This window comes from Paenibacillus sp. JNUCC 35 (assembly GCF_058269095.1).
In genome coordinates, this window is sequence record NZ_CM177771.1 from 577,078 (window position 1) to 587,500 (window position 10,423).

Sequence of the window (10,423 nt, forward strand, 5' to 3'; positions counted from 1 at the left end):
AAACATGTGAATAATGATGTTGAAGGATAGGCATACTACATCGTTTATGGAAATGTTCCAGGGTAACGACGTTTTGAAGGAGGGTTAATTTCATGATCGAAATCGAAAAGCCAAAAATAGAGACCGTATCTTTAAGCGAAGACGGAGCTTACGGCAAATTCGTCGTAGAACCGCTGGAACGCGGATACGGGACCACATTAGGTAACTCACTACGTCGTATCTTACTGTCTTCACTACCGGGTGCTGCGGTTAGCTCCGTACAAATCGACGGAGTTCTCCATGAATTCTCGACTATTCCGGGAGTTATGGAGGACGTAACGGAGATTATTCTGAATCTGAAAGGTCTTTCTTTGAAAATCCATTCAGACGAAGAAAAAGTATTGGAGATCGACGCCGAAGGAGAAGGTAGAATCACAGCTGCTGATATTCGCGGAGATAGTGATGTGGAGATCTTGAACCCGGATCTTCATATCGCGACTCTATCGTCTGACTCTCGTCTTCATATGAGAATTCATGCGACCAGAGGCCGCGGTTATGTTCCGGCTGATAAGAACAAACGGGATGAGCAGCTTATTGGCGTCATTCCGGTTGACTCGATCTACACTCCGATCACGCGTGTGAACTACACGGTAGAGAACACTCGTGTCGGCCAAGTGACGAACTACGACAAACTAACCCTCGAAGTGTGGTCGGACGGAAGTATTCGCCCTGAGGAAGCAGTAAGTCTTGGTGCGAAGATTCTGACGGAACACCTAATGCTCTTTGTTGGATTAACCGATGAAGCTAAAGATGCGGAGATCATGGTAGAGAAAGAAGAAGATAAGAAAGAGAAAGTTCTCGAGATGACGATCGAGGAACTGGATCTTTCCGTTCGTTCTTACAACTGCCTGAAGCGTGCCGGTATCAATACCGTGCAAGAGCTGATCACCAAAACCGAAGAAGATATGATGAAAGTGCGTAACCTTGGCCGTAAATCTCTTGAAGAAGTTCAAGAGAAGCTCGAAGAGCTGGGTCTTGGCCTGCGTACGGAAGAATAATCACCTCAGAAGGAGGGTTAAGACATGGCATATCAAAAGTTAGGCCGTGACTCCAGTGCGCGGAAAGCATTGTTCCGCGACCTCGTAACGGACCTTTTCATTAACGAGCGCATTCAAACAACTGAAGCGAAAGCGAAAGAAGTTCGCTCTATCGCCGAGAAGCTCATTACATTAGCGAAACGTGGAGATCTGCATGCTCGTCGTCAAGTAGCTGCATTTGTTCGTCGTGAAACCGCAGGAGACCAGGATGCAATCCAGAAGTTGTTCTCCGAGCTGGCAACTCGCTATGCGGAGCGTCCAGGTGGATACACACGTATCCTGAAACTGGGACCTCGTCGTGGAGATGCTGCTCCTATGGTATATCTGGAACTGGTAGACCGGGCGTAACGAAGGGTGGGAAAGGGTGGACAGAATCTCTGGATTCTGCTGAAGCCCTTTTTTTGCAATCTGACCGGATTGTGCTCACCTCCCGATCAACCTGTCCGTTCGGTATACGGAGGGTATGGTTTCGTGAGAAATATAAGAATAACGGTAAGTTATGACGGCACCTCGTACTCGGGTTTTCAGACGCAGCCTCATGGCAATACGGTCCAGGATTATCTGGAACGGGCCATTCGGATGCTGTCCGGGGAGACGGTGAAGATCACCTCATCAGGGCGGACGGACGCTGGCGTTCACGCCCGCGCTCAGGTGATCAACTTCACTACAGCCTCCCAGATCCCCGCAGAACGCTGGTGCCTTGCTCTTAATTCCAGGCTTCCGAAAGATATCGCTGCGCTTCGTGCGGATGAAGTGCCCTTATCTTTTCATGCCCGCAAGTCGGCAAAAAGAAAAACCTATTCCTATACGATCCGTACTGCACGGATACCGGATACTTTTCAGCGCCGATACCAATTCCACCATCACAGCCCTTTGGATGTGGATGCCATGAGAGACGCTCTAGCGGCGATCCTAGGCACGCACGACTTCTCCTCGTTCTGTTCGGTCAAAACCGTAGCCGAATCGCGTATTCGTACGATTTATGACGCTTGGATCGTTGAAGAACCGGATCAAATGTCTATCGAGCCCAACCAACCGGGACAGCTTCGCTTTTATTTCACCGGGAGCGGTTTTCTCTACAACATGGTCCGGATTCTCGTGGGAACATTGATACAAATCGGGGAAGGCAAACGCCCAGCCGAAGAAATGGCTGCGATTTTGAGGGGACGTAACCGGGCGCTTGCGGGCCCGACAGCCGAAGCCCACGGGCTGATGCTGTGGAATGTAGAATACGCGGATTAATGTAATTTAATTCTTGCTATTCCCTGGACTATGCTGTAAAATATGTGATGGTGTTTCTTGAAGGGCTACCCCACGGCCCCGACTTCAAAAACACCCGAAGATTCAAGACGTATTTTAACCTATGACTATGTTTGTTAATAAAGTTTGGAGATATATTTTTAGGAGGATCAGAGCATGCGTACCACATATATGGCTAAGCCGAATGAAGTTGAACGCAAATGGTACATCATTGATGCTACCGGCAAGACGCTCGGACGTCTGGCTAGTGAAGCTGCAAGCATTATCCGCGGCAAACACAAACCGCAATTCACCCCGCACGTGGATTCCGGAGATTTCGTAATTATTATCAACGCTGAGAAGATTCATCTGACCGGCAACAAACTGCAAGACAAGAAATACTACCGTCACTCGATGCACCCAGGTGGTCTGAAAGTTACGACAGCTCAAGATATGCTGAACAAAAAGCCTGAGCGTGTACTGGAACTTGCTATTCACGGCATGCTGCCTAAGACACGTCTTGGCAACAGCATGAAGCTGAAGCTGAAAGTATATGCAGGCGCGGAACATCCACACCAAGCACAACAACCAGAAGTTTGGGAACTTCGGGGTTAATTGAAAGGGAGGACTGACTTGTGGCACAAGTTCAATACTACGGAACCGGTCGTCGTAAGCATTCGGTAGCACGTGTACGTCTAGTACCGGGCGAAGGACGCATCATCATCAACAAACGTGACCTTAACGAATACTTCGGCCTGGAAACGCTGAAACTAATCGTGAAACAACCTCTGACGCTGACCGAAACAATTGGCAAGTACGATGTACTCGTACTGGCTAACGGTGGCGGAATGAGCGGACAAGCCGGCGCAATCCGCCATGGCATCTCCCGCGCACTGCTTAAAGCAGATCCTGAATTCCGCGGTTCTCTGAAACGCGCTGGATTCTTGACTCGTGATCCACGTATGAAAGAACGTAAGAAGTACGGCTTGAAAGCAGCTCGTCGTGCACCTCAGTTCTCGAAACGTTAAGATCGGTTATGCAAAGCAAACCCTTCTGGGTACAGAAATGTACCGGAAGGGTTTTTTTGTGTTCTTTTGACCGTTCCGGATAAATGATCCTTTTCTCGTTCGTTATAACACTCTAGAATTCCGAGATAACGCACGAACTTATCGACCTTTTGTTCAATATGATAAAAAGATCGTCTCTAAGCTATTGACAACACTAAGTTGTGATTTATAATGAAATAAAATAACCAAACAGATTAGGATACTCGGAATTAAAATGGGAGGGTACAAATATGAATTTGTTCGAAAAGGAAGCGTTAGTGAACAAAGCCGCTGAGGAATTCGAGAACCAGTCACCCGAAGAACTTATTCGTTGGGCGGTTAACACATTCCCTAGCATTACGCTCGCTTGCAGCTTTGGTGCGGAAGACGTAGTCTTGGTGGATATGCTGCACAAAGTGAGCCCGGAAACTGACATTTTCTATCTGGACACTAATGTGCATTTTCAGGAGACGTACAATACAAGAGATCGTTTAGAGGATCACTATCAAAAATCTTTTATTCAAGTTCTGCCTAAGCTCACTTTGGAAGAGCAAGCGGCTCAATACGGTGCCGAGCTGTGGCTATCAGCTCCGAACGAATGCTGTAACATACGCAAGGTGGATCCCTTAACGGACATTTTAAAAAATTACGACGCATGGATTACGGGAATCCGCAGAGACCAAGCTCCGACCCGGGCAAATGCCAAAAAGGTCGAATATGATGTAAAGTTCGGGCTTGTTAAATTTAACCCGCTTGCTGGCTGGACATCGGACGATGTTTGGGATTATATTCGTTCCAACGGTATTATTTATAACGCTCTTCATGACCAGAACTTCCCTAGTATCGGCTGTAGCCACTGCACGAATCCAGTCGCTCCGGGTGAAGACCCGCGTGCGGGCCGCTGGGCAGGCAATGACAAAACGGAATGCGGACTCCACAAGTAAATGAGAAACCGACCGACATTATTAGAAGACTAAAGGAGAGACATCCATGCCATCTTCAATCGCGCCTCACGGCGGTACTTTGATTAATCGCCTGGTTACGGGAAACGAACGCGAACAACTTCTTGCGGCGGCGGGCGACCTGCCTCAAATTCGCATAAGCAATTGGGCCATTTCCGACCTTGATCTTATTGGAGTAGGAGCGTTTTCCCCGCTAACCGGTTTTCTGAATGAAGAAGATTACCTTTCGGTTGTCGAACGCATGCGTTTGGCGGATGGCACCGTATGGAGCATACCTGTAACCCTGGCGGTTGAAGAAGCCGTTGCGGAGGAGCTCGCTGTCGGTACGCGAGCAGCTTTGGTGGGAGAAGAGGACGGCGTCGTATACGGTCTTATAGACGTGACCAGCATTTACAAGGCCGATCAGCAGCTCGAAGCCCGTCAAGTCTTTAAAACGGACGATAAGGAGCATCCTGGCGTTCAGAAACTGTTATCGAGGCCGTCTACCTATATCGGGGGCCCTGTGCAGGTATTAAATAGACCGAAGCCGGCCAAGTTCGAAGATTTTTACTACGATCCGGCCGAGACTCGCCGAATTTTTGCCGAGAAGAACTGGCGGACTATCGTAGGATTCCAAACCCGTAATCCGGTCCACCGGGCGCATGAATATATTCAAAAATCGGCTATGGAGATCGTCGATGCCCTGTTTCTGAATCCGTTGGTTGGCGAAACCAAGTCCGATGATATTTCCGCAGATGTGCGGATGAAAAGCTACTTCGTTCTCCTTGAAAATTATTATCCTTCAGATCGTGCTTTTCTCGGTGTTTTTCCGGCTGCCATGCGTTACGCGGGTCCGCGGGAAGCGATTTTCCATGCTTTGGTCCGCAAAAACTACGGTTGTACCCATTTTATCGTAGGCCGCGACCATGCGGGTGTAGGCGATTACTACGGTACTTATGAAGCCCAGGAAATCTTCAGTAACTTTACACCGGAAGAAATCGGCATTACGCCTCTTTTCTTCGAGCATAGCTTTTACTGCACGAAGTGCGGGAATATGGCATCGAGCAAAACTTGCCCGCACGATAAAGCTGACCACCTGCACCTGTCGGGCACGAAAGTACGCGCCTTGCTGCGTGACGGCCAATGTCCGCCCCAGGAGTTCACACGCCCGGAAGTGGCGAAAGTGCTCATAGACGGCATGTCAGAGCCTGTAGGCACGTCCGCGCAGTAGGTATAAATGTCCACCCTGTCCCATATAGATGAATGGAGTCTATTGGGGAACAGAGGTGGATTTTTTCATGCGGAGACCAAGAAAAAGGTTTGTCGTATGGCTGACCTGGGACAGCGGCATTAAGATCATCATGGCGGCCCTGCTGGTTATGCTGATGGCCTTTATGTACACCTACGAGCTGCCCTCGACACGAACATGGAGCGAATGGTCCATGCCTCTTTCAGGGAAGACGATTGCTCTGGATGCCGGGCACGGAGGCCCTGACGGAGGGGCGATCAGCCAATCCGGCGTAATAGAGAAGGATATCAACCTCGCGATCACTTTGTATTTGCGTGATTATTTGCAGCAGGCCGGCGCTATGGTGGTGATGACAAGGGAAACGGATACGGATTTGGCCCAGGAGGGAACGAAGGGACTCAGCCGCCGGAAAACAGAAGATTTGTTAAGCCGAGCCGAATTCATAAACGGCAAGAAAGCCGACTTGTTTATCAGCGTCCACTTGAACAGCATTCCGTCCGATAAATGGAGGGGCGCACAAACGTTCTACTACCCGAACCATCCGGACAACGCAACCTTGTCCACACTCATTCAGAACGAACTCAAAAAAAATCTGGAAAATACGGAGCGCGTCGCCAAGAAGGCCGATACCGGCGTTTATTTGCTGAAAACCTTGAAAATGCCGAGTGCGCTCGTCGAAGTCGGGTTTTTATCCAATCCGGAGGAATCGAGGCTGCTGGCCGACGATAAGTATCAAAAGAAAGTTGCCGCGTCCGTTTATCAAGCGATTCTGCGTTATTTCTCCGGGGAGAAAGTGCGTTCGTCCTAATCGGTATGTTATAATGATCTGAACAGAAATAAGCCTACCGAGGTGGAACAAATGGTGACCAAAGAGCTTATCCGGCAATCGCTTCAGCCTATAACAGATCCGACTTACGGAGCTTCTATCGTAGAACTGAACTTCGTTAAAGACGTGGTCATTAAAGAGAACCGCGTTTCTCTTACGTGTGTTTTGTCCGTTACGGATGAAAGCTACAAAGCAAGTATAAAGGAACGCATTGAATCCGCTTTGTCCCAAATCGGAGCCGAAGGGGTTCATATTCGTTTTCGTGAAATAACGGATTATGAGAAAAACCAGCTCTCCGCTTATGAGGGTGCATCTGAGGCGGGAAGCGTTGAGACTGCCGGCACCAATGCTGGAACGGGACAAGAAGCGGCTCCTTTGCTGAATCCCGATTCCCCCGTCAATTTTATTGCCGTCGCTAGCGGTAAGGGCGGCGTAGGGAAGTCTACCGTAACGGCGAATCTCGCTGTTGCTTTGGCGCGTCTAGGTAAGAGAGTGGGAATTATGGATGCGGACATCTACGGCTTCAGTATTCCGGATATGATGGGAATAGAGGAACAGCCTCAGCTTGTTAATAACCGGATTATCCCCGTAGAAAAATTCGGCGTTAAAGTTATCTCCATGGGTTTCTTTGTGGAGGATAATTCGCCGGTGATCTGGCGTGGACCTATGCTGGGCAAGATGCTCCATAACTTCTTCCACGAAGTGGACTGGGGAGAACTGGACTACTTGCTGCTCGATCTGCCTCCCGGTACGGGCGACATCGCGCTGGATATTCATCAGCTTCTGCCGCAAAGCAAAGAGATCCTAGTTACGACCCCTCATGCTACTGCCGCTTTTGTAGCAGCCAGAGCGGGCGCCATGGCCGTGCATACCAAACATGAGATTATCGGTGTGGTGGAGAACATGGCTTACTACGAGTGCTCCAAATGCGGGGAGAAAGACTATGTCTTCGGCCGCGGCGGCGGAGGCATGCTGGCGGAACAGCTGCATACCCGATTGCTTGCCCAAATTCCATTGGGGGCACCGGACAATCATATTTCCGAACCGGATTATTCCCCGTCGGTTTACAAAGAAGATTCCACCACCGGCCAACTTTATCTGGAGCTGGCACGGAGTGTCGTTCAACAGACTCAAAAGGACTGATGCGCAAGCATCAGTCCTTTTTTTAATATTCGGAGTCCTGATCCTTCTTACCCTTTTTGTTCGGGGATTCCTTCTCATCCTGGCCTTGATCTCCTTGATCGCCTTCCTGTCCTTGATCTTGTTTACTTTTTTGGTCCCCCTGGCCCTGTTGACCGCCTTCGCCTCCGGATCCTTGTCCGCCTTTACCGCCTTGTCCTCCGCCCTGGCCACCTTTTCCTCCTTGGCCGCCGGCACCTTTAGGTATGATGCCCTCTTCCATTACTTTTCTCATAATGGTGAGCATCTGAGCTTGGAACAAGGGGCTCTGGAATGATTCCTGAATGACATTCATCATCTGCTGACGGTACTGGGTCGTCCGGGTCAGTTCCATCATGAGCTGCTGGTATTCCGGATTTTTCATAACTTGCAGGAGCTGTTTCTGATACTCCGGATCTTTCATGAGATCCTTGTGGAGCTGCTTATTCTGCGTACTCACTGCCTTGGCGAAATCACCGGCGAAACGCGGGTCTTTCATCATATCCCTTACGAATTTACTGCTTTCCGTGCTGGTCAGAACATCCTTGACCGCCGTTTGCATCTGCAATTTTTGACCGTCGGTCAACATGCTGACAGAGGAATTGCCCGAACCTGCCGAAGATGAGCCGGAGCGAGCAGCTTTATCGATCGCCGCGCGGCCCTCGTCCGACTTTAGAATGTCAAGCACCATGGATTTGGTTTCTTTATAATTGCCCTGGGACGATGAAGACCCCTGTGAAGAATTGTCGGAACTGCACGAAGCCAAGAGAATAACTGCAACTAAGGCAGGAACATAACGCACTGTTTTCCGATTCATTGTGCACACAAGCTCCTTTCCCCTAAATTAGTACCGTTAGTATGTGTGGGGAGGAGCCTTTTCATAAACGGATGAAATGGTTGATTACTGAGAAAGTTGGGCGGATTTGGCCGTTTCAAGAAAATGTATGTACAGTTACCGGGGAGTTAATAAACCTGTTTAAACGACTGTTCTTCCACGGCTTTATTTTCACTCTGCGCCTGTTTCATCAGCTCCGTGACTGTCACAAATTCATACCCCTTGCTCTTAAGCTGGTCGATAATGGCGGGAAGGGCCTCATGGGTCTGTTTACAGGAGTCGCTGGCATGAAGCAGAACGATATCGCCGGGATGTGCTTTACTTACAACGCGGTTGATAATGGTATCCACTCCGGGATTTTTCCAATCCAGCGAATCCGTATCCCATTGAATAACCTTATATCCTAGCTGGTCCGCAATACCGAGAACCCGCTTGTCGAAATCGCCGTTGGGCATACGAATCAGATTCGGACTTTTGCCGATAAACTCCTTTAGGACTCCGTCAGCGGTCTGAATTTGTTTGCGGATCTCTTCGTCTCCCAGACTGCTGTAGTTCACATGCTTATGGCCGTGACTTCCGATCTCATACCCGTTCTTGATAATTCGGTTTACAATATCGGGGTGGCTTTTGCTCCAGGGCGAGGAAAGAAAGAACGTCGCGTTTTTGATACCTTTTTGCTCCAGCACATCCAGGATCGGATCTGTACGCGTTTCCCCCCACGAGATGTCGAACGTCAACGCGATCTGTTTCTTTTCCGTTTTGACATTGTAAATTGCCGCGGGACCCCCGCTTGAAAAAACGGCCATATTCCCCCGTTCGGAATAGACGATACCTGCGGCGAAAACTACGGCGACACCGATAAAGACGGCTTGTTTTATTTTCTTGCCGTTAAAGACGTAAAAATGGCTCACGATTGCTCCGGCCTCCTTCTCCTTGGGCTTGTATTCCGGCTTAGTAAAATGTATGCTCGTACCATCGAGTTATGCGTTAAAGAGAAAGGAGAACAGGAAATTGAAGTGGAGAGAGCTGTTTAAGCATTTCGGAGAAATGAAGCATTACCTGATTGCTTCCGTTTTGGTTTTCGCAGCCGGTTTAGTACTGGGGACTATGTATCCGGACCGCTTTCAGGCTTTTCTGGACCAGCAGATGAAGGGCTTGGAGAAAATTTCGGAACTGGTTAAAGGCAAAGAAAATATTAACCTCTGGTTGTTTATCGTTATTTTTCTGAACAATGCGATCAAGTCATTGATGTTTGTATACCTAGGATTGTTTTTCGGTATTCTTCCCTTAATGGTGCTCCTGGTAAACGGGATGCTGTTGGGGTATGTCATTCAATATCAGATGGAGGCGCAAAGCCTTACTTATGTTCTGAAAGGAATCCTGCCGCATGGAATTCTGGAGATTCCGGCTATTATCGTAGCTTGCGCCTATGGACTTCGACTCGGTATTCTTGTTATCAAAATGATCGGGGGACTCTTCTCTTCCAAAAGAAGCGGGAACGCCGCGGCAGAGTTTAAGCGTGTTATGAGGCTGACCCGACCGTTAATTTTGCTTGTCGTAGGAACGTTGCTCCTTGCGGCTGTCGTGGAAAGCACAGTGACTCTGTGGCTTTTAAAAGGATAACAATTGTAAAATTTTTCTTGAACCCCGTCATAAAAATGACAAAACATGAGCATAACAGTAAAGCGGAACGGTTGCCTGCGTCCGAATGGGTGCAGGAGCCTTCTCGCTGTTGTGGATGCAGAGTCGATTTTGAGGGGAGCTAGAATAAGTTGATGCTTGGATTTCTTTTTAATGACAGGGAATGCAGAGAACTGGACTATGTGCTAAGAAAAGAATTAGACGAAATGCTCTTCGATCTTAACGATAAGAGAATGGACGAGGAGATTAAGAAAGCTATAGAATCCCGATATAAGGTTATCTTCCGGATGTATGCCAGGCTTGCTTCGCCGAGGGAAATATCTAAATACGCCAGGAACCGGGTCCAGCATCAAAAAAAGTCTTGACTTAAGTTGAACTTTCATGGTAAATTAAATTTCGCTGATTCGACAAA

Annotated in this window: 13 protein-coding genes; 11 read left to right on the forward strand and 2 right to left on the reverse strand. The window is 48.7% G+C overall.

The window, feature by feature from the left end; translation table 11 throughout:
* Window positions 1-92 precede the first annotated feature (92 nt).
* From AC2TF6_RS02795 to AC2TF6_RS02835, 9 genes are all read left to right on the forward strand, one after another.
* Window positions 93-1,037, forward strand: a complete 945-nt coding sequence (locus AC2TF6_RS02795; protein ID WP_326053525.1) for a DNA-directed RNA polymerase subunit alpha — start codon at window positions 93-95, stop codon at window positions 1,035-1,037.
* 24 nt (window positions 1,038-1,061) lie between these two features.
* A complete protein-coding gene (rplQ, locus tag AC2TF6_RS02800) occupies window positions 1,062-1,424 on the forward strand; it encodes a 50S ribosomal protein L17 (RefSeq protein WP_009676799.1) in 363 nt (120 codons plus the stop codon).
* 123 nt (window positions 1,425-1,547) lie between these two features.
* Window positions 1,548-2,318: a tRNA pseudouridine(38-40) synthase TruA gene (truA, locus tag AC2TF6_RS02805; protein ID WP_491309823.1), complete on the forward strand. Its 771-nt coding sequence runs from the start codon at window positions 1,548-1,550 to the stop codon at window positions 2,316-2,318.
* A 174-nt stretch (window positions 2,319-2,492) separates the two neighbouring features.
* Window positions 2,493-2,930 carry a 50S ribosomal protein L13 gene (rplM, locus tag AC2TF6_RS02810; RefSeq protein ID WP_042235549.1) on the forward strand — a complete coding sequence of 146 codons (438 nt, stop codon included), beginning with the start codon at window positions 2,493-2,495 and terminating at the stop codon, window positions 2,928-2,930.
* A gap of 20 nt (window positions 2,931-2,950) precedes the next feature.
* Window positions 2,951-3,343 (forward strand): 30S ribosomal protein S9, encoded by a 393-nt coding sequence (gene rpsI / locus AC2TF6_RS02815; RefSeq protein ID WP_009676832.1) that lies wholly within the window; start codon window positions 2,951-2,953, stop codon window positions 3,341-3,343.
* 269 nt (window positions 3,344-3,612) lie between these two features.
* The gene (locus AC2TF6_RS02820; RefSeq protein WP_009676808.1) at window positions 3,613-4,305 is read left to right on the forward strand and encodes a phosphoadenylyl-sulfate reductase; all 693 of its coding nucleotides are present in this window, start codon (window positions 3,613-3,615) and stop codon (window positions 4,303-4,305) included.
* Window positions 4,306-4,351: 46 nt separating this feature from the next.
* Window positions 4,352-5,533, forward strand: coding sequence for a sulfate adenylyltransferase (sat, locus tag AC2TF6_RS02825; RefSeq protein ID WP_491309824.1), 1,182 nt, complete (start codon window positions 4,352-4,354; stop codon window positions 5,531-5,533).
* A 67-nt stretch (window positions 5,534-5,600) separates the two neighbouring features.
* Entirely contained in the window at window positions 5,601-6,359 is a 759-nt protein-coding gene (cwlD, locus tag AC2TF6_RS02830; protein ID WP_009676805.1) for an N-acetylmuramoyl-L-alanine amidase CwlD, read from the forward strand.
* Window positions 6,360-6,410: 51 nt separating this feature from the next.
* Window positions 6,411-7,520, forward strand: a complete 1,110-nt coding sequence (locus AC2TF6_RS02835; protein ID WP_491309825.1) for an Mrp/NBP35 family ATP-binding protein — start codon at window positions 6,411-6,413, stop codon at window positions 7,518-7,520.
* Between the two features lie 22 nt (window positions 7,521-7,542).
* Here AC2TF6_RS02835 and gerD read toward each other — a convergent pair whose 3' ends face one another.
* Window positions 7,543-8,352 (reverse strand): spore germination lipoprotein GerD, encoded by an 810-nt coding sequence (gerD, locus tag AC2TF6_RS02840; RefSeq protein ID WP_491309826.1) that lies wholly within the window; start codon window positions 8,350-8,352, stop codon window positions 7,543-7,545.
* Between the two features lie 146 nt (window positions 8,353-8,498).
* Window positions 8,499-9,281, reverse strand: coding sequence for a polysaccharide deacetylase family sporulation protein PdaB (gene pdaB, locus AC2TF6_RS02845; RefSeq protein ID WP_491309827.1), 783 nt, complete (start codon window positions 9,279-9,281; stop codon window positions 8,499-8,501).
* A gap of 100 nt (window positions 9,282-9,381) precedes the next feature.
* Here pdaB and AC2TF6_RS02850 point away from each other — a divergent pair, with 100 nt between their 5' ends.
* On the forward strand, window positions 9,382-9,993 hold the full coding sequence (locus AC2TF6_RS02850) for a stage II sporulation protein M (protein ID WP_491309828.1): 612 nt from the start codon (window positions 9,382-9,384) through the stop codon (window positions 9,991-9,993).
* Window positions 9,994-10,145: 152 nt separating this feature from the next.
* Window positions 10,146-10,376, forward strand: a complete 231-nt coding sequence (locus AC2TF6_RS02855; protein WP_009676794.1) for a hypothetical protein — start codon at window positions 10,146-10,148, stop codon at window positions 10,374-10,376.
* The last annotated feature ends 47 nt before the right edge of the window (window positions 10,377-10,423 follow it).

What these genes read in the sequence shown, in the direction of transcription:
- AC2TF6_RS02820 (WP_009676808.1), top strand. Translation starts at nt 3,613, where the DNA reads ATGAATTTGTTCGAAAAGGAAGCGTTAGTGAACAAAGCCGCTGAGGAA.
- rplM (WP_042235549.1), top strand. Translation starts at nt 2,493, where the DNA reads ATGCGTACCACATATATGGCTAAGCCGAATGAAGTTGAACGCAAATGG.
- gerD (WP_491309826.1), bottom strand. Translation starts at nt 8,352, where the DNA reads ATGAATCGGAAAACAGTGCGTTATGTTCCTGCCTTAGTTGCAGTTATT.
- AC2TF6_RS02855 (WP_009676794.1), top strand. Translation starts at nt 10,146, where the DNA reads ATGCTTGGATTTCTTTTTAATGACAGGGAATGCAGAGAACTGGACTAT.
- AC2TF6_RS02795 (WP_326053525.1), top strand. Translation starts at nt 93, where the DNA reads ATGATCGAAATCGAAAAGCCAAAAATAGAGACCGTATCTTTAAGCGAA.
- rplQ (WP_009676799.1), top strand. Translation starts at nt 1,062, where the DNA reads ATGGCATATCAAAAGTTAGGCCGTGACTCCAGTGCGCGGAAAGCATTG.
- sat (WP_491309824.1), top strand. Translation starts at nt 4,352, where the DNA reads ATGCCATCTTCAATCGCGCCTCACGGCGGTACTTTGATTAATCGCCTG.
- cwlD (WP_009676805.1), top strand. Translation starts at nt 5,601, where the DNA reads ATGCGGAGACCAAGAAAAAGGTTTGTCGTATGGCTGACCTGGGACAGC.
- AC2TF6_RS02835 (WP_491309825.1), top strand. Translation starts at nt 6,411, where the DNA reads ATGGTGACCAAAGAGCTTATCCGGCAATCGCTTCAGCCTATAACAGAT.